Origin of the sequence: Bacteroides sp. Phil13 (assembly GCF_001940965.1) — a bacterium.
GTDB classification, from domain to species: domain Bacteria; phylum Bacteroidota; class Bacteroidia; order Bacteroidales; family Bacteroidaceae; genus Bacteroides; species Bacteroides intestinalis.
The window spans coordinates 1-22,499 of the sequence record NZ_MSHA01000062.1 but is presented as its reverse complement, the minus strand read 5'-3'; the positions used below and the strand labels follow the sequence as shown (position 1 = coordinate 22,499).

Here is a 22,499-nt window from a genome sequence, read left to right as displayed (position 1 = left end):
AAAACTAAAGAGAAACCATTATGATAAAGTCTATCCTGACCCAAATCTGGAACCAGCGCCGTTCGAACAGTTGGCTCTTTGCAGAACTTCTGATTGTTTTCGTATTGTTATGGTATTGTCTTGATATGCTCTATGCTTTTGCTTATGCAGAACGTCAGCCTAAAGGGTATGATTTGGAACATGTATATAAAGTCCGTATTTCCACGAACCCCATGCAGTTGGTACTTTGTTCTTCTGAAGATAGTTTGCAAAATTTCTGGTTTAAGCCTATGGAGGAAGTATTCCGCCGGATCAAACAAAATCCGGATGTGGAGAGTGCCAGTATCTGGCTTGGTTCTGATGCTTATACTCGAAACACTGTATTTCAGGGATACACCACAGATAGCATAAGTGTGAAGGATGCTAATATTCGTTATGTATCTCCTGAATACTTTGATGTAATGCGTATTCCAATACAAGAAGGCACAGGAATGTTTTCTGCTGATATGAATGCCTTTGAAAGTACTTCCGGCTCTTCGCTGTCATTTGCTTCAGCCGAGTGGAATCCTGCTGTCACTCCATTGCCCGCTGTCATTACATTAGAGCTGGCCGACAGCCTTTTTCACGCTCATAACGGAGTATTGGGGAAGGAATTTTTCGATTATTATACAGGTAGCAGTCTCCGTTACCGGGTGACTGCCGTATGCGACCATCAGAAGACAGATGATTATGCCCGCTATGAATCTTTCATTTTAACCCCTCTTCCGAATTGGTTTTACAGAATGCAAGCTATTCCTTTTATTTCCATTCGCGTGCGCCCCGAAGCTGATACGAATGATTTTGCTACCCGCTTCTCCCGTGAAATGACTTCACGGTTGCAGGTTGCACCGTTCTATCTGTTTGAAGTCCGTAGCTATGATGAACAGAAAGCGGAGCGTGATGCATCCGAAGGGATTACTCCGTACATCCGCAGTGCACGGCTTATTGCTATATTCTTTAGCTTCAATGTTTTTATCGGGTTGATGGGGACTTTCTGGTTCCGTACCCGCCACCGCCGTAGTGAAATTGCTCTGCGTATGGCGATGGGAAGCAGTCGTCCCCGGATACGTTCCCGATTATTGGGAGAAGGGTTACTGTTGTTGGTGCTGGCAGCCGTTCCGGCTTTGATTATTTGCGGTAATCTGGTTATGGCGGAAGCTGTAATGACGGAACAGGCTGATGCTACCGGACTTCGCTTTGTGGTAGTCTCATTATTCACTTTCTTTCTTATGACTTTGATGGTAGTTGTCGGCATCTGGTTTCCTGCTGCGCAGGCAATGCGGGTGAAACCGGCGGATGCCTTACACAACGAATAGTCAGTTTTTCTTCTATATGTGCATCTTTTCTTTTGCATAAGGTAAAAGAAAAGGTGCATTCTATTCTGTATTTCAATATAATCCGTATATTTGCGAGGAAAATTCTTAGCACATTTATTCAAAAACAGAAGAAATCGAGATATGAAGAGACGCATTCTCCTCGTGATGCTGATAGGCCTGTTTCCTTGCATTGTATTTGCCGGACACCTTTATGCTGCAGAACGTACATACAACGTGCTTTTCATCCAGTCATATAATCATCGTACTCCCTGGAATGAACGTTTGACGGAAGGAGTGCGTGATGGTCTGTCACGTGGAGGTATAAAAGCGAAAGTTACAACAGAATATCTGGATGCCGATTACTGGACTTTCGCATCTGAGTGTGTCATTATGCGGCGTATTTGTGAACGGGCACGTCAGAAAAACACGGATATTATTATAACAAGCAGTGACGAGGCTTTCTATACATTGATGCATTGTGGGGATTCTCTGCCTTATAAATTACCGGTTGTAGTATCGGGTATTAAATATCCTAATGAAAAACTGATGTCGAAGTTACCCAATGTCTGTGGGTATACATCTAAGATCGATTTCATACATTTGCTTGAAAATGCACGTCGTGTATTCCCTAATCGTACAGAAGTAGTTTGTGTTTCAGATAGCAGTCTTTTAGGACTTAGAGGAGTTGCTGAATTAGAACGTGCGTGGCCTGATTATCAGCAGCTTCATCCTGAATATAAGTTGAAAGTAATGAATGTGCAGGCACAGGCTCCCAATCCTGTTATTGCTTCCATCTGTTATGATTATAACGCATATAACCGTATTGTCATTGCTCCCAAATGGACTCCTTTTCTCTCTTTTATCGGAAAAAACTCTAAGGCACCGGTTTTTGCCGGACAGAGTCTGGCTTTGACAAATGGAGTATTCTGTGTGCACGATATGGAGCCTTATGAAGGGGCCAGTGCAGCAGGTAAATGTGCTGCGCAAGTTTTGCAAGGTGCCACACCTTCTGTGGTTGGAGTTACGGATCTTCCAGGCAAATTGCTTTACGACTTTAAGCAGTTGGAATATTTCAGAGTAAATGCGGATAAAGTGAGTGATAGTGGTGTTATCATGAATGCACCTTTGATGGAACGTTACCGCATCTGGTTCGTGTTGTTCTACTCTATTATTGTAGGTGCATTAGTTTTCCTCGTAATCTGGCTTTATCGTTTGAATCGTCATGAATCACGCCGTCGTATGCATGCTCAAACACGTTTACTGATACAGAATCGTTTGGTGGAGCAACGTGATGAATTTGATAATATTTTCTGTTCTATTCGCGACGGGTTGATTACGTATGATACGGATTTCCGTATACATTTTGTTAATCGTGCTTTGATGTTGATGCTCGAACTGGATCCTGATACTCATACGGCACGTTATTACGAAGGTCAGATGGCTGGTTCCATTTTCCATATCTATTCGAATGGGGAGGATATTCTACAGTCTTTACTGAAACAGGTGAGAGCTGAGCGTCGTGTAATACCTATTCCGGAGAAGGCTTTTATGCAGGAAGTTCATAAAGGAACTTATTTCCCTGTTTCTGGTGAGATTGTACCGATTTATTCCAAGAATAAGATGACGGGTATGGCTATTTGTTGCCGCAATATTTCGGAGGAAGAAATGCATAAGCGTTTCTTCAATCTGGCTGTGGATGCAAGTTCCGTATATCCCTGGCAATATGACATACGTACGCATAGTTTCCATTTTTCAGGTGCTTTGCTTGATTACTTCGGTCTTCCCGGCAAGCAGACTATCTTGCGGAAAGAATTGGAGCTTTTTATCCATGCGGATGATTTGGAAGAGGCTCACCGACATTTCACGGCCATTTTCAAAGGTGAGGAAATGGATACCCGTATGAGTTTCCGTATGCGTAGCGGAGAAGGTAAATATGAATGGTGGGAATTCCGTAGTGCCTCTTATAACGGTCTGGATTCTGAGGCGCCTTATATGGTATTGGGTGTTTGTCAAAGTATACAGCGCTATAAAACTACCGAAGAAGAATTGATTGCAGCCCGTGACAAAGCTTTGCAGGCTGATACTCTGAAATCGGCTTTCCTGGCCAATATGAGTCATGAAATTCGTACTCCATTGAATTCTATTGTCGGTTTCTCCGATTTACTGAAAGATATTGATGCATTCAGTCCTGAAGAAGTAAAACAGTTTGTAGATACAATCAATACGAACTGTACTTTATTGTTGGCATTGATTAATGACATTCTTGATCTGTCTCGCATTGAGTCCGGTTCAATGGACTTCCGTTTTGCCGGATACAACCTTATGTTTGTAATGCAGCAAATCTATGATTCTCAGCGTCTGAGTATGCCTCCGGGTGTAGAGCTGGTCATGAAATTGCCCGAAGAAAGTAAATCCATAGTAACGGATTCTGTCCGCCTGAAACAGGTGATCAATAACTTCATTAACAATGCCAAGAAATTTACGACTCAAGGCTCTATAACCTTCGGTTTCCTTACAGAAGAACCAGGTTATACGATCTTCTTTGTAGAAGATACCGGAAGCGGTATTTCAGAAGAAAACCAGCGACGTATATTCGAACGTTTTTATAAGGTAGATAGCTTTACACAGGGTGCTGGTCTGGGATTGAGCATCTGCCAGACTATTGTAGAGCGTTTCAGAGGAGAAATAAATGTATCTTCAGAATTAGGAGAAGGTACACGCTTTACAGTACGTGTACCCGATTATAATGAATAGTATTACTCAACTCTTTTGCATCCGTTAGCTTGAAGAAATTCATCCAATAGTATTTCGTAATTCCCCTGTATTAATATGTGGTGGTTTCCCAATGGATTTTTGAGGAAATATTCTGCAGGTGTATCCATTTTTATGCGTACTTGTGTGCGGCACATGTTGATGTAGTTCGTGTTTTCGGTTAGTGTGCCCGTGCTCAGGTAATACTCGTCCAGACATTCTCCGCCACATTTCACTATTGTTACGTGCCCTGTAGGCAGGATTCCCTGAATACCGATACCTATTTCAGTTTCAAAGTGGTTGCGAATGATGTATTGTTCCGTTTGTGCAATACCCACAGTGCAGTGTGCAAGTACAATTTCGTTGGTGCGTGCATTGATCATGGAAGGGTTTGCCATGAAAGAGGCCTTTCCGGTCAGCACTTTTATGGCAAGTTGGGTAAAGATAGATTGCAGGTCACCTTCGCATCCGGCAATGATGCCATCGTCATTCAATAGAGAAAGAGCGAGGCATCCGGTGGTTCCGGTTTGTTCTATCAGCTTGAAGCAGCTCAGAGTGAGTGCGCTCAGTTTTTCTTCTTCCACAATCCGCTTTATGGCACGATACAGACGCATTGCCTTTATCAGATCTTCCGGACTTGCTTCTCGGCAGGCAAGTGCTTTACCTGCAAAGGTTGCACAGGCTTCGCCTACTTCATCATCCGTTATTTGATTGTAGTACTTATAAACACGATCCAGTGATATGTCAGTGTATTCAATTCCCCAACGTCGTTTGGAGAGGAGGTAATCTACATTGCTGGAAACGAGCCAGGAAGAAGGAGCACCTATTACGCCGATACGCGATCCTGAGAGTGCTCGTTGAGCTTTGAAGTTGCTGTATAGTACAAAGATACGCTTGATGATTTCGGGTAGCTCTCCGTGCAGAATTTCGCTTTTCATACCCCGGCCACGTAACCAGGACGAAATTTCGAGGGCAGCGGCAAGCGAGTTTTGCATACCATCCGCCAGTAAGATAGCAGGGCGGGGTAGAGACTCGAAGTGTTGGATAACCAACCGTTCTACACCGCCGGTAGCAATGAAAAGCAGGCTGAAATCGTCTTTTGTGAGTTTGTTGATGTTTTGATATTCTACAATATTTACAGTGAAATATTTCTCCAGTTCGTTTAAGATAAGTTCGTGGGAGCCGAGAATGGATGCTTGCTTATGAAGCAAAGATGCAAATGTTATCAGGTTTAATACCATGGCATTGTATACGATTTACGATTTGAGAATAATCAAAGGTACAATTTCTTTTGATACAATCACTATCTTTTAAGTCATAGCTAGTGTTTTTAAACTTTTTTGCCAATGCTTTCCTGTCATTTCAAATAAAGTGTTACTTTTGCACCTTTGAATGCATATATATGAAAGTGTATCGCCAATCGTTAACATTTATTTGTCAAATTGTAAATACTTAGACATGCCAGCAATATCTATTCGCGGAACGGAGATGCCCGCGTCTCCTATCAGAAAACTGGCTCCTCTGGCTGATGCAGCCAAGCAAAGGGGAGTGCACGTATTCCACTTGAACATCGGACAACCCGACCTGCCCACGCCGCAAGTCGCGATTGATGCTATACGCAATATCGACCGGAAAGTTCTGGAATATAGCCCCAGTGCCGGATATCGTAGTTACCGTGAAAAACTGGTGGGCTATTATGATAAGTTCAACATCAAGCTGACGGCAGATGATATCATCATTACTTCCGGTGGTTCAGAAGCTGTATTGTTTTCTTTCTTAGCGTGCCTTAATCCAGGTGACGAGATTATTGTTCCCGAACCGGCTTATGCCAATTATATGGCGTTTGCTATTTCTGCCGGTGCCAAGATTCGTACTATAGCCACTACGATAGAAGAAGGTTTCTCACTTCCTAAAGTAGAAAAGTTTGAAGAACTGATTAATGAGCGTACCAGAGCTATCCTGATCTGTAATCCTAATAATCCGACTGGTTACCTTTATACCCGTCGCGAAATGAATCAGATACGTGATCTCGTAAAGAAGTATGATTTGTTCCTCTTCTCCGATGAGGTGTATCGTGAATTCATTTATACAGGTTCTCCTTATATTTCTGCCTGCCATCTGGAAGGTATCGAAGATAATGTAGTATTAATAGACTCCGTATCCAAGCGTTACTCGGAGTGTGGTATCCGTATCGGAGCTTTGATTACGAAGAATGCGGAAATTCGTAGTGCTGTAATGAAGTTCTGTCAGGCACGTCTCAGTCCTCCGTTGATTGGTCAGATTGCTGCCGAAGCTTCTTTGGATGCCGATGAAGATTACTTGCGTGATACGTATGATGAATATGTAGAACGCCGTAAATGCCTGATAGACGGATTAAACCGTATTCCCGGTGTGTATTCACCTATTCCTATGGGAGCATTCTATACAGTAGCCAAACTTCCGGTAGATGATTCCGATAAGTTTTGTGCCTGGTGTCTTTCCGATTTTGAGTATGAAGGGCAGACCGTATTCATGGCACCCGCTTCCGGCTTCTATACTACTTCCGGTTCTGGTCGGAATGAAGTGCGTATAGCTTATGTACTGAAGAAGGAAGATCTGACTCGTGCGCTCTTTGTGCTTTCAAAGGCATTGGAGGCATATCCGGGAAGAACGGAATAAAGTGATAAAGTGATAGAGTGATAAGGTGGTAAAGTAATAAAGTTATATCATTTTACCATCTTATCATCTTATCACCCTATCGCTCTGTCACTCCCTATTACTCTATCGCTTTATTATTTAATTAATTAACCCTATGAGCCTGCCGTTGTTTTTGGCCCGACGTATTTACCGCGACAGAGATGCTGGAAAGCAAGTTTCACGTCCTGCCGTGCTCATTGCCCTGATAGGTGTTGCTATCGGTCTGGCGGTGATGATTATTACGGTGTCGGTGATTGTGGGGTTCAAGAGTGAAGTGCGTGGTAAAGTCGTAGGTTTCGGTTCGGACATTCAGATTACAAATTCGGATGCTGCACGTTCCTATGAAACGCGTCCTGTGGTGGTGGATGATAGTGTTATCTCCATTCTTTCCGAATATCCTGAGGTAAAGCATGTACAACGTTATTCCACTAAACCGGGCATGGTAAAGACTGCCGAAGATTTTCAGGGTATGGTTCTGAAAGGGGTAGGACCAGAGTTTGATCCTGTCTTTTTCCGTGAACATCTGGTGGAAGGAGAATTACCACAGTTCAGTGATACAGCTTCTTCCAATCGGGTCGTCATTTCTAAGGCACTTGCTACAAAGTTAAGATTGAAACTCGGAGATAAGATAGATACCTATTATATACAGGATGATATCCGTGCCCGCCGGTTGCAGGTTGTGGGAATCTATCAGACTAATTTCTCGGAATACGACAACCTCTTTCTTCTTACAGATTTATATCTTGTAAATCGTCTTAATAACTGGGAGCCGGGGCAGGTGAGCGGTGCAGAACTACAGGTACGCGATTATGATCGTCTTGAGGAAACTACCTATCAGATTGCTGCCGACCTGAACGGAATAGAGGATAAGTACGGAGAAGACTATTGTGTGCGCAATGTGAAGGAACTGAATCCCCAGATATTTTCTTGGCTCAGTATTTTGGATGTGAATATTTGGGTAATATTGATATTGATGGCTGGCGTAGCAGGTTTTACCATGGTATCCGGTTTATTGATTATCATCATTGAGCGTACTTCCATGATTGGTGTGCTGAAGTCTCTTGGCGCTAACAATACCACCATACGCAAAGTATTCCTTTGGTTTTCAGTTTTTCTTATCGGAAAAGGTATGCTATGGGGCAATGCTATCGGATTGGCATTTTATTTCCTGCAAAAGTGGTTTGGAATCTTCAAGCTTGATCCTGAAACGTATTATATGGATACTGTTCCTGTATCTTTCAGTATCCTGTTGTTCTTATTACTGAATATTGGCACTTTACTGGCATCCGTTCTGATGCTTTTAGGACCTTCTTTCCTGATTACACGTATCCATCCTGCCAATTCTATGAGATACGAATAGAAATGCCGCATTTCATCGTCCTAAATGCCACACCTCATCGACCCAAATGCCACACCTCAACAAGTGAAATGCCACACTTCGTGGGTGATAAAGTGTGGCATTTGTTCTATTGAGGTGTGGCATTCAGGACGATGAGGTGTGGCATTTGAAATGCTAACCTTGCGGCATTGGAAAATAGTCATCTTCTTAGGAAATCACTTCTTTTTCTGAACTGGCAATATAGCTTCCAGCGGAGTGATTGCATCGGCTGTAAAATATCGAATACCGGAAGGGTAAAGAAGTAACGCCGTTCTTCTCCGAGGTCCTTTGCCGTCTTATTGATAATCAAAGCTTGCATAGTGTATCGCAAGGCGAACATCAGAAATGCAATGCCGGCTGTCAGCCAGTGAAAATTCAGTATTCCAATCACCAGGGCTGCTATCCATGCTGCATGGAATAGTAACCGTGTTGTAGTTTCAAAGCCCGATAAATAGCGTTGGATACCCTGGTAGAAGTGTGCTGTACCCATATAGCTGATTTTCTCTTCCCGCCAGTCTTTGGCGCGGTAAACGGGTTGTACGCGTACCACTGCGTTGGCATCGGTCTCTATCCTCGTGTTTTCGGCTGTAGCTGTCCTGTTGATGAATAAATCGTCATCTCCGCGTTGCAGGTTCAAGTGTGCTGAGAACCCTTTTTGGGCATAGAATAACTCTTTCCGGTATGCCATGTTGCGTCCGATACCCATATAAGGCTTTCCTGCCAGTGCATAGCCCAGATAGCGCATGGAAGTGAACAGATTATCAAAAGACACCCGTTTGTGCAGCCAGCCTTTTCCACGTTCGTATCCGCTGTATCCCAGTACGATTTGTGCACGGGAGGTAAAGTTACGTGCCATGGTGCGCAGCCATTGGTTGCTTTCGGGCAGACAGTTTGCGTCGGTAAACACAAGCCAGTCATATTTACTTGCCTTTATTCCGAGAGTGATGGCCAGCTTCTTGCGGCTGATGTAGCGTGAAGAACTCGGAACGAAGCTATGATACAGGTTCGGGTACTTTTCCCCTTGCAGGGTCAGGTAGTCTTCGCTTTCATCCGTGTTGCCATCGTTGATGACGATCACTTCGAATTGCGGGTAATCTTGCTCCAGCACAGCAGGCAGATTGCGACGCAGGTTTTCCACTTCCTCACGGGCATAGATGATGACCGATAAAGGTGGCAACTCCTGTGAAAAATGTATGTCACTTCGCTTTACGGCACGGCTACGGGCATGTATACGATTATAAAGACAAAAATAATAAAGGAGTTGGATCAGGAAAAGGATACCGACAGCGGCAAGTAATACTTGTTCTGTAGTATTGAATGTTAATGTTTCCATGTGGTCGTATGACGTTTTTTGTGTTGCAAATGTACACAAAAAATATGATTATACGACAGGTACCACCACAAACTTGCTTTCCGGGAAATACTTATTCAGATACCGGCGGATATACAGCATCGTATCTTCTTGTATTGTAGTATCTTCTACGGTAGGATAGAGATTATACAGCACCGTATCCAGCTGTATTCCTCTGCTTCGGATTGCCTCGAAACTGAGCAATGTATGGTTGATACTTCCCAGCTTGCCGGAAGTCACGAATATCAGTGGATATTGTTTTTCTGCAATGTAATCAATCGTCAGGTAATCCTCGGTAAGAGGAACCATTAATCCGCCTGCACCTTCCACAAGCACTACATCGTAGCGTCGGGCAAGTTCTTGCGTGGTACGTTCTATCTTTCCGAAGTCAATCGGGCGGTTGTCGATGCGTGCAGCCAAATGAGGGGAGCAGGGATAAGAGAATATCTCAGGCATGGTCAATCCCTCACGATCCTCCTCTGTTATACCAATACCCATGAGGCGGCGGTGCAGGTCTATATCCTCGGAATGCCCGACGTTACCTGTCTGGATGAATTTTTGCGTGATAACACGTTTACCGCTGCCAATCAGTTGGCAGGCATAATAAGCTGTACAATAAGATTTTCCGGCATCCGTGTCAATACCACTGATAAAATAGACATTGTTTTCCATTGCTTTATTTGTTTTTCTTTCGTGTGACAATATAAATAGGATGGTACGTCAGAGTGACGTTGCCATCTTCTCGACTGAACTGCTCGGTATATCCGTTGCAGAAGGTCTGTAACCGTCCTCGTGTCCATACTTTCTTTTCCGTTCCTGTTACTCCGGTTTCTTTCAGATGTTGCAATACCTGAAGTGGAGTATTAAAGGGGAGAGAAACTATTTCCTCTTCTGCGTATACAGTCTCAAAATGAGGAGCAAGCAGTTCTTTTAAGGTTTCTATCGACAGATACTCAAGTCCATGGCCTGTGAGTGTGTGGATTTCGCGCATATTTTCAGCGCCAAAGGTACTAAAAGCCAGATAACCCTCTTCCGACAGGAAACGATGACAACGGGCGAAGAACGCCTCTGGATCATTGAACCATTGCAAGGTAGAACAGGAAGTGATTAAATCCGTTCCTTCGGGAAAGTCCAAGGCTTCGGCATCCCCGGGAATGAATTGCACCATATTTTGTGGAAGCAAATCAGTAAGACATTCTCTCATTTCCGGACATAAATCATTCAGCAGCAAACTTTCCGGTTGTAGCTTGTCCAACAATAACCTGGAATAACTGCCTGTACCACATCCAAATTCTACGATACGATGAAAGAGGGAAGTATGCTCTGTCAGTAACCGTAACATTTTTTCGGCTACTTGTTGCTGTACCCGTGCTTCGCGTGAGTAGGTATCCCGTGCACGGGCAAATCGTTCTGCAATCAATCTTTTGTCCATATATCCTGCAAATAGTATCGGAACAGTTCAACTTGATAATGAGCATCTTCCGTATAATGTACCCGTATCTTTTTCCGGTTATTCTCTTCTTCTTTACGCCAGGCATTCAGTTGATTATCGGGTGGAATGATACGGTCGTTACTTCCCACTACTACTTGTTGCCAATGGAATGAAGTGGTAGGTTGTGCGAGATACATGCGTTCTATTTCAGCCAGTTCTTCTTTCAATTCTTCCAATGGTCGTCTGGGAGTAATATTCAGAAACTCTTTGAATGCCTCTCCGTTGAAGCACATCCTTCTTAGAAACTTATTCAGGGAAGGACCTGTCAACCCTTCCAGGGTTCCGTGATAAATAACGGATGGAATGCCACACGTATCATCAATAGGATAGGGAGTGCCGTTAATGGCTATACTATTTTTGATTATGAGAGATGTATCTGTTTCCTGTAATTTATCCATTACCCGAGATGCAGCCCATACACCCATTGACCAACCGATGACATTAATCTTCTTATATCCTTTCAGCAATGAAGCATCAAAATCCAGTGTCCGGTAATCGTAACAGAGCATATAATCACTGTCCGCAGGTTGATAATCTTTGAATGGCGTTTCATCGGCTCCCCAACCGGCAAAAAATAGCAATAGCCGGGGATGCCTGTCTTTTATTATATAAACTTGTTTCATAATCCTGTATGCTTTTTAAGGTATGCGGACGATGCGGATGAAAAATCAAAACCTGTGTTCGTCCGCTTCATTCGCGTATCTATATAATTATCTTAATCAGTTTCCTGATTTCTTCTTCCCTTATCTCCGCTGTCAATGAAAAACGAATGCGTGATGTTCCTTCCGGAACCGTAGGAGGCCGTACCGGCAAGGCATAAAACCCATGCCGTTGTAACTCTTCCGCCTTTAGAATCGTGTCTGAGCTTTTCCCTACAATCATCGGTACTATATAACTGTTACTCGGACAAGTATATCCTTTTTCTTTTAAAGCTTCGCGAAGAATATTGCTGATATTTTTTAAATGTATTCTTCGCTCTCTGAATTCAGCCAATCGCCGCACAATAAACAAAGTCCATGCGATATTTACCGGAGGAAGAGCTGTTGTAAAAATAAGTGTCCGCATCCTGTTCACCAGATACTCCCGGATGGTGCGCCGACAAACGATATATGCTCCGGCTGATGCGGCTGCTTTGCCAAAAGTTCCTACCAGAAAATCAATCTCCCGAATACATCCGGTTTCTTCAGCACACCCCAGTCCTTGTTCACCCCGCGCTCCGAAAGCGTGTGCTTCATCCACGTAGAGTAACACATTCTCATATATACGTTTCAGTCGTACCAGTTCTTTCAGATCGGCTATATCTCCGTCCATACTGAAAATGCTTTCGGTGACAATAATCACCTGTCTGTATACCGCATGATTTTCAGCCAATAGTCGTTCCAGTTGTTTCAGATCATTGTGCCGGTAACGGATACATTTTGCTGTCGAAAGTCGAATACCGTCAATCAGGCTTGCGTGTACCAGTTTATCTGCCAGTATCAGAGTCTGTGCATCGCTCACGGCAGGCAAAATACCAGTATTAGCGTGATAACCACTGTTGAATACCAGTGCTGCTTCAGTTCCGAAGAGTTCTGCGAGCGTCTGTTCCAGTTCCTCATAAATGATGAAGTTACCTGTTAATAGACGTGATGAGGAAGATGTTGGCAAAAAACTGTCGGCTGTCAGTTCTTGTAGAAACTCTTCCCGTAAGGTTTGGTCTGCAGCCAGTCCCAGATAATCATTAGAGGAAAGATTTAGCATTCGCTGTCCATTTGCGATCACATCCCGTCCTTCATGGATCAGGTCGGGTAATGTCCGCAGATTACTGCTCTCTTTCAGTTCTTGCAGTTCCTGCTGCATTTGCTCTATTATACTCATTCCATTTCTCCTATAATCTTCAACAATCCACTTGTCAGCTTTGTCAACTGCTCCGGTTCTATGATAAACGGTGGCATGATGTATACCAGTTTTCCAAAGGGGCGTACCCAAATGCCTTCTTCCACAAATCGTTTCTGCATCCAGGCCATGTCTACTGGGTCTTGTACTTCAATCACTCCGATGGCACCCAATACACGGACATCTGCTACCTGCGGAAGTAGTAGTGCTGGTTCCAGTTCACGCCACAACTGTTCTTCAATGCGGTTCACTTTTCCCTGCCAGTCATATTCGGGTGAAGTCAGCAAGCGTATGGAGGCGCATGCCACTGCACATGCCAGTGGGTTTCCCATAAATGTGGGGCCGTGCATGAAAGCTCCCGGTGCGTGATTAGAAATCGCATCCGCTACTTCATTCGTAGTCAGCACTGCGGACAGGGTCATGTATCCACCTGTCAGTGCTTTTCCTATGCACATAATATCCGGTTCCACGCCTGCATATTCCCAAGCAAATATCTTGCCTGTACGCCCGAATCCAGTGGCTATTTCATCAAAGATTAGTAATATATTATATTCCTTGCATATTCTGGCAGCTTCCCGCAAGAATTGCGGATGATAGAACCACATGCCGCCTGCACCCTGAACGATGGGTTCCAGGATCAGTGCTGCCAGTTCCTCATGATGTTTTTCTATAATATCCAGCAGTTCCAGTGCATCATCCGCATCCCAGTCGCCATCGAACCGTGATTGCGGACGAGAAGAAAAATACCGTACCGGCAATGCCGAACCGAATAGGGAATGCATTCCAGTTATGGGATCGCATACGGACATTGCATTCCAAGTATCTCCGTGATAACCACGCCGGATGGTTACAAAGTTACTTTTTTTAGCCAAATGTGCCCGATCCGGAGCTGACTGACTTATGGCGTACCAATACTGTACAGCCATTTTCATAGCTACCTCCACAGCTACCGAACCTGAATCTGCATAAAATATCTTTTGCATAGATGGCGGTACAAGTGGCAACAGTAATTTACCCAGTTCTATGGCCGGGTCATGTGTCAGTCCACCGAACATGACGTGCGACATTTTTTCCGTTTGCTCCCGGAGAGCCTGATTCAGTACCGGGTTATTGTATCCGTGCACCATACACCACCAGGAAGACATGCCTTCTATGAGCACCTGTCCGTTTTCCAGTGTAATGGTTGCCCCGTCTCCGCGTTTCACTTTATATACAGGGAGTGGGTTAGTGGTTGATGTATAAGGATGCCATAAATGTTTCCTGTCGAATTGTGAGTCGCTGAAACGATATCCCGCATCTTCTATCAGCGCTTTGTCTTCCGAAACTTTAGATCCGAGAGTAGTCAGCAAATCTCCCACGATGGCGGAATTCACACCTATGTACAAGGATTTTTTCACAGCTTCTTTTGTCAACTGAGAACGTCCGCCTGCAAATCGCAGATAAGCTGTCGGATTGATGAAACGGAACAAAGCAATGGTGGTCAGCACTTCTTCTTCTGTCAGTTGAGTTTGGTTTTCCAGCGGTGTTCCCGGGATGGGTTGCAACAGATTCAGGGGAATGGAAGGTACTTCCAAATCTCTCAATGTAAAGGCAAATTCAATTCGTTGTTCAACTGTCTCTCCCATACCGATGATACCGCCGCAACAGATATCCATTCCTACGCGGCGGGCGGCTGCTAGTGTCTGTAGTTTTTCTTCCTGCGTATGTGTGCTGCACAGGGTAGGAAAGTGGCTTGGGGCAGTTTCTAAGTTACAGTGGTAGCGCGTCACGCCTGCTGTATACAAAGCACGTAGTTCGTCTTCGTTCAGTAATCCCAGTGAAGCACAGAGTTGAATGGAACTTTTTTGCCTCATATATCGTGCTGCTTCACACAGTTTCTCCATATTCTTTCCTGAAGGTTTCCGTCCACTGGTTACCAATGAGAAACGTGCCACGCCTTGTGATTCGTTGTGTAGTGCATGATGCAGGCATTCCTCCTTATCCACCAGATCGTAAACATCCGCTTTCGTCTTATAGTGTGATGATTGGGCGCACCATTTGCAATTCTCAGGGCATCGGCCGGATTTTGCATTGATGATAGAACACATATCAAATTCCTGTGATGCCCGTGCGGTCGTAATCTCGTGTGCCGCTTCATAAAGGCTTTCCTTATCCGGCTGTGTAGCCAGCCATTCTGCTTCTGCCTGTGTGATGGGTACATCTTGCAGTACTTTGTTTTTCAATTCTTCTACTGTCATATTCTTACGTTGGTTTTAGGAGAATACAAAACACTAATGACGCGGGGCGTGCAAATCTGAAAACAGCATTTGCATGATCCGCGTCATTTGTGTTCCACTCTTATTTATAATAGTGTTTATATCTTTCTTCCCGTCAGGACTGATGGTAGTCGGACACAATACAGGCAGCAATCCCTTGAAACCGAAGATTTCAAGCATTGTTCCCAGTCTGTTTTCACATTCCAATGGTATGCCTATATCTGTTTCCTGTCCTTTACCGTTATCTGTATCTTCTAGGTTTTGTCCGCCGCTTTTGCAGCCGGCCGATGTCCCGGCATTTTGTTTGGAAAGAGAACAATCTGCCACATTTTTTGGCAGACAACCAATAGTGACACAACGCCCCAGACTGGCAAATGCAGCATAGGCTTTCCGACTCCATTTCCGGAAGCGTATAGTCATTCTATAAAGTTGTCTTTTCCTCATGATATTGGGCTATCGGTATTGAACCGATAGCCGGTATTATTTTTGTTAATCGGCTGCAAATGTAACAAAAATATTTTCGTTTGTGCGACTTCTCGCAGATAACTCTGTTTTATTTAGTCATCAATATCAATTACCCGCATCTTCGAATCGAACTTGATTTCCCAACGGTTAGACAGCTTCACTTCATATTCTTTCTTATCTTTCTCTATTTGTACGATCTTAGCATCCGGATAGTTAGTCTTTACATAAGTGCGGATAGCTTCCGGGATGATTTGTGCAGGAACTTCACTCTGCTGGCATTTAACTTCTGTCCATTCTCCCGCCTTATCGAATTCAACTTTTTCTCCATTGGTGAAGACTACATCGTAACTCTTGTAGAACAATTCCGTTTCCTGTTTCGCCAATGCTACTTTGTGATCTTTAAAATAAGTGTTGAGGAAAGTCTGAGCCTTTGCTGGGAGTTGATTGACTTGGATGGGTTTATCATTATCCGCCATAATCATTGTGTGCATCGTGAACATACATACTAATAACAAAACTAACTTTTTCATATTCTTCTATTTTTAATAATTAATACTTTGGTTTATTATGATATTGCAAATATAGAAGGAGAATCTGGAAAGAAACTGGAATAAATTTCTTTTTTAAAGTTTAAAAGTAGGAACGAATTCACTCAGTTTCCCATTGTAAGTTAGTGTCAATTTATGCATTGCCCTTGTTACGGCCACATAGAGCATACTTTTATCAATAGCTGAGTTATAGTTTTTGTCATTGACGTAAGGAATGATAACTTCATCAAATTCCAATCCTTTTGCCATATGAGATGAGGTAACGATGATACCCTTCACAAAAGCGGAGCTTTGATTGGATAGAAAATAAACTTCGGCAGTATATGTCTGTAGACTTTCTGCCAGCTCTTTCGCTTGTGCTTCAGTTTTACATACTATTCCGAGTGACTTATAACCGGATTTCTTGAAGGATGAAATCAGGTCGATAATACCGGAGTTTTCTTTTTCTGTATTCTCAAATCGTAGGACTGAAGGTAATTCACCATGTCGCATGACGGGCTCCAATTCATCATTGGTTTGAATTTTTTGTGCAAAATCCGTAATCTCAAATGTAGAGCGGTAACTTTTGCAGAGCTTCATTACTTCGCCCATAGTGAATGCTTTTCTGATCATTCCGGCAGTTGACGAACCATAAGGATTGACAGACTGGAAGGCATCTCCAAGAATTGTTTTCCGGCAGGGATAAAGTTTCTGGATAACTTTGTACTGAATCGGAGAGTAATCCTGCATCTCGTCTATCAAAAGATGCTTGACATGGCATTGGGTAATATTCCCATCTAAAGCCAGATGTAAATAGGTTAAAGGGGCTAGGTCAGTATATTCCAGTATTCTGTTTTTCCGTAATTTGAATAATTCGGGTTTCCCAATCCATTCAAAGAACTCTTTATAAACCTGAAGATCATTGTTACCTGCAAACATTTTCTTTATTTCTTTCTTCAACAGATTCCTGTCGGCGGTGGTAACCGTAAAGTAGTATTGTACTTTCATCATTTCCAGGATATAATCCGTCATTGCCTCGAATCGTTGACGCATGGGATAACGGTTGAAGCGTCTGAATTGCTCTTCAATATATTCAGCCGGAATAGTGATGTGCCTGGTGAGTTTTACATCTGTAGCTTTGAAACAGTTATTTTCCATATAGAGAATAAACTTGTCAAGCTGTGAAATGAACTCGAAAGAGGATTTATATTTTATCCGTTCTATAAAACTCTGAGTTGTTTTCCCTAGTAATTCCGTTACCTGTTCAAAGAAGCTCTGGTATTTGTATTTGTTTTCAAGAACTCCCGAAAGAATCTGTTCCATACTGGTTTCAGGCACACTTTCTTCTCCTAACTCGGGAAGGACATTCGAGATGTAATCGCCAAAAACCTTATTAGGCGAGATTATCAGTATGTCTTTTGAAGATATATTCCCTTTCAGTGTATAGAGCAGGTAAGCGATGCGATGTAAAGCAATAGACGTTTTGCCCGATCCGGCAACTCCCTGGATAATCAATATATGGGCTTCCTCATTGCGAATAATCCGGTTCTGCTCCCGCTGGATGGTGGTAACAATATTCCTCATTTTATCGTTTGCATTACTACTGAGTTCTTTTTGGAGAATTTCATCATGAACCGTCAACGAACTTTCTATCATGTACTCCATTTTTCCTTTGCGGATGCGATACTGACGTTTGAGCGAAACATCTCCACTGATTTCACCGGCGGGAGAGGTGTAAGTTGCTTCTCCCAGTTCATAATCGTAGAACATACTGGAGATGGGAGCACGCCAGTCGTATATCAGATTCATCTTGTTTTGAGAATCGTAAAATGTGTGTATACCTATATAAATAGGTAGAATGTTGGCACCGTTTTTCTTTTCTTTAAAATCTATCCTTCCGAAATAAGGAATGTCCAGTATCCTGCCCAGCCGCCTGCGTTTATCAATCACACTTTCACCCAGTGCAAAATGATTGAGGATACTTTCGCGCATAGAACGGATTTCATGAGGATCGATATCTTTGTTCGACCAGATATAATCTTTATATTCCTGTAAGGTTTCTACATGTTCTTTGACCGAAGTATCAGTGTTATGAATCGTATCATTTATGATACTGATGAGTTGTTGCAAGTGTACTTTTTCTTGTTGCTCTGTTTGATAAAATGTCATAGTTCTTTTAATTTTTTAGCTGAAAAGTTTAGAAAGGGTGGCAAAGTTAGTCCAAATTGTCAGATTATTAAATAGCTATTTATAGCTATATATCCATCCTTTTTTCTACATTTGCAAGTCATTTCAAAAGAAAAAATATGGATATCCTTGATCTTGCCAGGCGAAATCAGCAGAAAGCTTGGAAAATAATAGAAGACACAAAAATCATCCCGGCTTGGGAAAGTGTGGGTGCCAGAGTGAATCTCGTAGGTTCTTTGAATACGGGGTTATTGATGAAACACCTGGATATTGATTTTCATATTTATACCCCGCAGTTTAGTTTGTCTGACAGTTTTCAGGCAATGGTAAAATTGACAGAGAATAAATCTTTTATGAAGATGGAACATAAGAATCTGTTGGATACTGAGGCGGAATGTGTGGAGTGGCATGCCTGGTATCGGGATGCGGATAATGAGCTTTGGCAGATTGATATGATCCATATTCTGGAAGGTTCCCGGTATGATGGCTATTTTGAAAAGTTTGCTGAACGGCTTTCTGCTGTTCTGACTGAGGAAACAAAGTATGCTATTTTAAAACTGAAATATGAGACTCCTGAGTCGGAAAAGATTATGGGAGTGGAATACTACGTAGCTGTTATTCGGGATGGCATACGCAGTTATGAGGAATTCATGGAATGGAGAATCCAACATCCGGTTACAGGCGTTATGACCTGGATGCCGTAAATAAGGTATTTCTTCCGGGTTAGCTTAGTACCCCCAATTCCAATCCTGCATTGATAGCCTCTATCGAATTTTGTACTCCTAATTTATGCAGAAGGTTTTGTCGGTGAATATGAACCGTATGAATACTTATGCGGAGATTATAAGCTATTTCTTTACTCAACAACCCTTTTTGGATAAGCTGTAAAATCTCCAGTTCACGCTGTGTCAAATGGATTCGTGGATTCGTAAGTAAGGTAGGGGAGAAAGTCTGTCCATTCTTTAGATTTAATACAGTACAATCTACCTGATCCGAATCTTTTTGATTCGGTGCGATATCCATGCTCCCGAGTATGAGCCATGCTTTCCCGGTACTGTCTTTTTCTAAAACTTGTAGCCTGCTGATAACCCGTACATACTGCTGCCTAGTATTTCGTACCCGGTAACTGTAGATATTGGAATAATCATTCCTCTGCTCCGGAGGCAGACTATAAATGAATTGACTTAACCGAATCTGCAAGGCTTGTAATTGTTGTTGGTCATCGGGGTGGATGCGAGACTCCAGATAATCTCCCTGCCTCTCCAATGTAGCTATCTTATGGCTGTCATACCCCAGTAAGTTCACAAAGTTAGAGGAGGCAAAGGCATATCTGAACTTATATACATCCACCACAAAGGTACAGCTCTGGTTAAGGCGAGACATCTGGTGGAGCATTAATTTATCACGCTCCCAGATACTATAGTCAATATCGGCAGCAGATAAATTCTGTCTGGCCCACATTTCCTCTCTTGTAATGTCGGTTGGTTTCATACAGGATAGTTCTTTATTGCAAAAGTATAACAAGTAACTGTTTATCCTTGCATGTCTATCCTGCTTTTTTGTTATTTTCCCTATATTTAAAGGTTATGTGTAATTATTAATTACTTTGATATTCAAAGAAGTCAGTCTTCACTGACGGAATTAGGACGTACATTAATAATCAGCTTGCCATTTTCTAGTTGATACCATTTTTCAAAAGGTGTTCGTAGAAAGTTCCAACAGAAACGCAATGAATCCTCATCAAATTCGTCTCTTACCGGTTCTTTCTTAAATACTACAGGGGTTAATCCGGTAGCTTTTTCAGTAGCAAGTACACGTCCTACTGTTTGAATGCTTCAATCTGTCTTTCATTTGTAGTTGGGAAGGACGATTTAGTACATATCCTATTTGCTGCCAATACATCAGGTCTTTACTGTGAAAGACAGGAATTCCGGGGAACCATTCGAAGCTGGAAGCTACCAAGTAATAGTCGTTTCCTACCCGGCAGATACTGGGATCGGGATGAAATCCGGAGACGATAGGATTCTTAAAAGTGGCTGTTTCATGATTCTGTCCTTTCATCGATATTGGCCATCCGGTAAGTGATCCGATAAAAATAAGAAGAGAAAGATTTTTTTATATTGTCATTATGTATTATTTAATCTGAAAGCAAATGTAAGAGGAAATTGGAAAACAGAATAGTGGTCATTTGTCTAAAAATAGCTCTATTTGATTATTTTTACTATATTTGCTGCGTGAAATTCAAATAAAACGATTGTTCAACTTATGAAACACCAACTCTGTATATAGCTACGCTCCACGAATAGCATCTTCCAATAAAAGCTATTCTGCTATTTGACGGATTTCTGTAGTTCGTCACAGAGTTTTCATACCTGATTTATTTATATCGAGTGGCATGCGGCTATGTATATAGTTGTGTGGCATGCGCTTATTCTAGTGGAATAATGAATTATACCTATAAACAAATATGGCTCATCAATTTTCCTGTAATGATGAGCATGCTGATGGAGCAATTAATCAATATTACTGATGCTATTTTTCTGGGACATGTGGGCGAAGTAGAGTTAGGAGCTTCTGCACTTGCAAGTGTTTATTATCTGGCCATTTATATGCTGGGATTTGGTTTCAGTCTCGGTTTGCAGGTCATGATTGCCCGTAGGAACGGGGAGGAAAGATACAAAGAAACGGGAAAAAACTTTTTCCAAGGTCTATTCTTTCTGAGCGGATTGGCCATATTCTTAAGTCTTACTTCCTATGTGTTGTCACCTGTTATCCTGAAGTATTTTATTCATTCTCCAGAGATTTATAAAGCTGCGGTCGACTATCTGGAGTGGAGATGTTTCGGCCTATTATTCTCTTTTCCGTTTCTTGCATTTCGCGCTTTCTTTGTTGGGATTACGAAAACGAGAATATTGTCGTGGGCAGCTACTCTCGCAGTTCTTATCAACATCCCATGTGATTACTTGTTTATTTTCAGTTTTAATTGGGGGATTTCAGGGGCGGCAATAGCTTCTTTACTGGCTGAAGCCAGTTCTTTATTGATATTGGTTATCTACGTCTTCTTGCAAATGAACAAAGAGAATTGGGGGTTAAGGCTTGTTTACGATGGGAAACTATTAAAGTCACTTTTTCATTTATCTGTATGGAGCATGATGCATGCTTTCATTAGTGTTATTCCGTGGTTTCTCTTTTTTGTGGCTATTGCACGGTTGGGGGAAGTACAATTGGCTGTATCCAATATAATCAGAAGTATTTCTACTGTTTTCTTTGTGATAGTCAATTCTTTTGCAGCCACTACCGGTTCGCTGGTCAGTAACCTGATTGGTGCGGGAGAGGGGAAAAGCATGTTCCGGCTTTGTGGTAAAATCCTCAGATTAGGATATGTAGTTGGCTTTCCCCTAATAATTATTGCTCTGTTATTAAATAAGCAAGTTGTCGGATTTTATACAGATAATCCTGCATTGATAGAGTTTGCTTATTATCCGTTTATTGTAATGTTACTGAATTATACATTTGCTCTGCCCGGTTATGTTTTTATGCATGCAGTAACAGGTACAGGCAATACCCGGATTGCATTTATTTTTCAGATATCCACTATAGCTTTCTATCTGGTTTACCTATATCTGTTGAGTTATAGTTTCATTGCTACCCTTCCGGTATATCTGATGGCTGAGTATCTGTTTGTGATTCTCTTGGGTGTACAATCTTACATATACCTGAAAATGAAGCAGCATTGATAAAGATCAATATCTCTATTTGATGGGTAGAGTAACAATCATTCGTGTACCTTCCTTATATGCAGGATATATTTTTATCTCTCCAGCAAGCCGTTTTGTGATGAGCCGGCAGAGATACAATCCCAGTCTATTGCCGGGCATAAAAGTGTCAAACTTGGAGAAGCGATTGAAAACTTTTAATATCAAAAAGATGTGTGCAAAAATGCTAAAAGCAAGAAAAGAGGGCATTACTGTTGCTAAATCTATGTTTATTGGACTATTTATACCCCGGTACAATTGGAAAATAACAACTTGTTACCAAATCAATGAGAAAAAAGTCGCATAGGCAAAAGAAAAGATAACAGGACTATAAACTATAAAAAATGAGGTTGTGCCAGCGTTTTGACACAACCTCTTTTTCTTGAAAGTGGTGCCACCAGGAATCGTAATTTATTTCCAAGTGGCTGGATATCATTGCTTTCTAAAAGCTAC

At 42.3% G+C, this 22,499-nt stretch carries 19 protein-coding genes and 1 pseudogene; 6 read left to right on the top strand and 14 right to left on the bottom strand.

Going from position 1 to position 22,499, the window contains the following annotated elements:
* The first annotated feature begins 20 nt into the window (after positions 1-20).
* Positions 21-1,334, top strand: a complete 1,314-nt coding sequence (locus BWI44_RS11685) for an ABC transporter permease (protein WP_195209654.1) — start codon at positions 21-23, stop codon at positions 1,332-1,334.
* A 141-nt stretch (positions 1,335-1,475) separates the two neighbouring features.
* Positions 1,476-4,088 (top strand): sensor histidine kinase, encoded by a 2,613-nt coding sequence (locus tag BWI44_RS11680; RefSeq protein WP_278704367.1) that lies wholly within the window; start codon positions 1,476-1,478, stop codon positions 4,086-4,088.
* Positions 4,089-4,090: 2 nt separating this feature from the next.
* Here the strand turns inward: BWI44_RS11680 and BWI44_RS11675 are convergent, their stop codons facing one another.
* A complete protein-coding gene (locus BWI44_RS11675) occupies positions 4,091-5,326 on the bottom strand; it encodes a fucose isomerase (protein ID WP_138292492.1) in 1,236 nt (411 codons plus the stop codon).
* A 217-nt stretch (positions 5,327-5,543) separates the two neighbouring features.
* Between BWI44_RS11675 and BWI44_RS11670 the strand changes: the two genes are divergently transcribed.
* Entirely contained in the window at positions 5,544-6,743 is a 1,200-nt protein-coding gene (locus BWI44_RS11670; protein WP_138292493.1) for a pyridoxal phosphate-dependent aminotransferase, read from the top strand.
* Between the two features lie 133 nt (positions 6,744-6,876).
* The gene (locus BWI44_RS11665) at positions 6,877-8,121 is read left to right on the top strand and encodes an ABC transporter permease (RefSeq protein ID WP_195209652.1); all 1,245 of its coding nucleotides are present in this window, start codon (positions 6,877-6,879) and stop codon (positions 8,119-8,121) included.
* Between the two features lie 178 nt (positions 8,122-8,299).
* On the opposite strand, the gene BWI44_RS11660 is transcribed toward BWI44_RS11665, so the two are convergent.
* The 9 genes from BWI44_RS11660 to BWI44_RS11620 form a co-directional block, all read right to left on the bottom strand.
* The gene (locus tag BWI44_RS11660; protein ID WP_195209651.1) at positions 8,300-9,472 is read right to left on the bottom strand and encodes a glycosyltransferase; all 1,173 of its coding nucleotides are present in this window, start codon (positions 9,470-9,472) and stop codon (positions 8,300-8,302) included.
* A 48-nt stretch (positions 9,473-9,520) separates the two neighbouring features.
* Entirely contained in the window at positions 9,521-10,162 is a 642-nt protein-coding gene (gene bioD / locus BWI44_RS11655; protein ID WP_195209650.1) for a dethiobiotin synthase, read from the bottom strand.
* Positions 10,163-10,166: 4 nt separating this feature from the next.
* Positions 10,167-10,922: a malonyl-ACP O-methyltransferase BioC gene (gene bioC, locus BWI44_RS11650; RefSeq protein ID WP_007664706.1), complete on the bottom strand. Its 756-nt coding sequence runs from the start codon at positions 10,920-10,922 to the stop codon at positions 10,167-10,169.
* Positions 10,907-11,605: a pimeloyl-ACP methyl esterase BioG family protein gene (locus BWI44_RS11645; RefSeq protein WP_007664705.1), complete on the bottom strand. Its 699-nt coding sequence runs from the start codon at positions 11,603-11,605 to the stop codon at positions 10,907-10,909. Before BWI44_RS11645 ends, bioC begins: the two co-directional genes overlap by 16 nt.
* A 79-nt stretch (positions 11,606-11,684) precedes the next feature.
* Positions 11,685-12,839, bottom strand: a complete 1,155-nt coding sequence (locus BWI44_RS11640; RefSeq protein WP_195209649.1) for an 8-amino-7-oxononanoate synthase — start codon at positions 12,837-12,839, stop codon at positions 11,685-11,687.
* The gene (gene bioA, locus BWI44_RS11635; protein ID WP_195209648.1) at positions 12,836-15,094 is read right to left on the bottom strand and encodes an adenosylmethionine--8-amino-7-oxononanoate transaminase; all 2,259 of its coding nucleotides are present in this window, start codon (positions 15,092-15,094) and stop codon (positions 12,836-12,838) included. The genes BWI44_RS11640 and bioA overlap by 4 nt, the downstream gene beginning before the upstream one ends.
* Positions 15,095-15,127: 33 nt before the next feature.
* Positions 15,128-15,556, bottom strand: a complete 429-nt coding sequence (locus BWI44_RS11630; RefSeq protein WP_138292498.1) for a hypothetical protein — start codon at positions 15,554-15,556, stop codon at positions 15,128-15,130.
* 113 nt (positions 15,557-15,669) lie between these two features.
* A complete protein-coding gene (locus tag BWI44_RS11625; RefSeq protein ID WP_138292499.1) occupies positions 15,670-16,107 on the bottom strand; it encodes a PepSY-like domain-containing protein in 438 nt (145 codons plus the stop codon).
* A 93-nt stretch (positions 16,108-16,200) separates the two neighbouring features.
* Positions 16,201-18,273 (bottom strand): HelD family protein, encoded by a 2,073-nt coding sequence (locus BWI44_RS11620; protein ID WP_286813790.1) that lies wholly within the window; start codon positions 18,271-18,273, stop codon positions 16,201-16,203.
* A 137-nt stretch (positions 18,274-18,410) separates the two neighbouring features.
* Here BWI44_RS11620 and BWI44_RS11615 point away from each other — a divergent pair, with 137 nt between their 5' ends.
* Positions 18,411-18,995, top strand: a complete 585-nt coding sequence (locus BWI44_RS11615; protein ID WP_117707764.1) for a nucleotidyltransferase domain-containing protein — start codon at positions 18,411-18,413, stop codon at positions 18,993-18,995.
* A gap of 19 nt (positions 18,996-19,014) precedes the next feature.
* Here the strand turns inward: BWI44_RS11615 and BWI44_RS11610 are convergent, their stop codons facing one another.
* The 3 genes and pseudogenes from BWI44_RS11610 to BWI44_RS11605 form a co-directional block, all read right to left on the bottom strand.
* Positions 19,015-19,782, bottom strand: coding sequence for a response regulator transcription factor (locus BWI44_RS11610; protein WP_195209646.1), 768 nt, complete (start codon positions 19,780-19,782; stop codon positions 19,015-19,017).
* 131 nt (positions 19,783-19,913) lie between these two features.
* Positions 19,914-20,021, bottom strand: a complete 108-nt coding sequence (locus BWI44_RS22315; protein ID WP_158580822.1) for a hypothetical protein — start codon at positions 20,019-20,021, stop codon at positions 19,914-19,916.
* Between the two features lie 118 nt (positions 20,022-20,139).
* Positions 20,140-20,352, bottom strand: a pseudogene (locus tag BWI44_RS11605) (family 43 glycosylhydrolase); the annotation flags it as partial.
* A 383-nt stretch (positions 20,353-20,735) separates the two neighbouring features.
* On the opposite strand from BWI44_RS11605, the gene BWI44_RS11600 reads away from it, so the two are divergent.
* On the top strand, positions 20,736-22,028 hold the full coding sequence (locus BWI44_RS11600; protein ID WP_195209645.1) for an MATE family efflux transporter: 1,293 nt from the start codon (positions 20,736-20,738) through the stop codon (positions 22,026-22,028).
* A 15-nt stretch (positions 22,029-22,043) separates the two neighbouring features.
* Here the strand turns inward: BWI44_RS11600 and BWI44_RS22310 are convergent, their stop codons facing one another.
* A complete protein-coding gene (locus BWI44_RS22310; RefSeq protein WP_333491877.1) occupies positions 22,044-22,169 on the bottom strand; it encodes an ATP-binding protein in 126 nt (41 codons plus the stop codon).
* Positions 22,170-22,499: the final 330 nt, after the last annotated feature.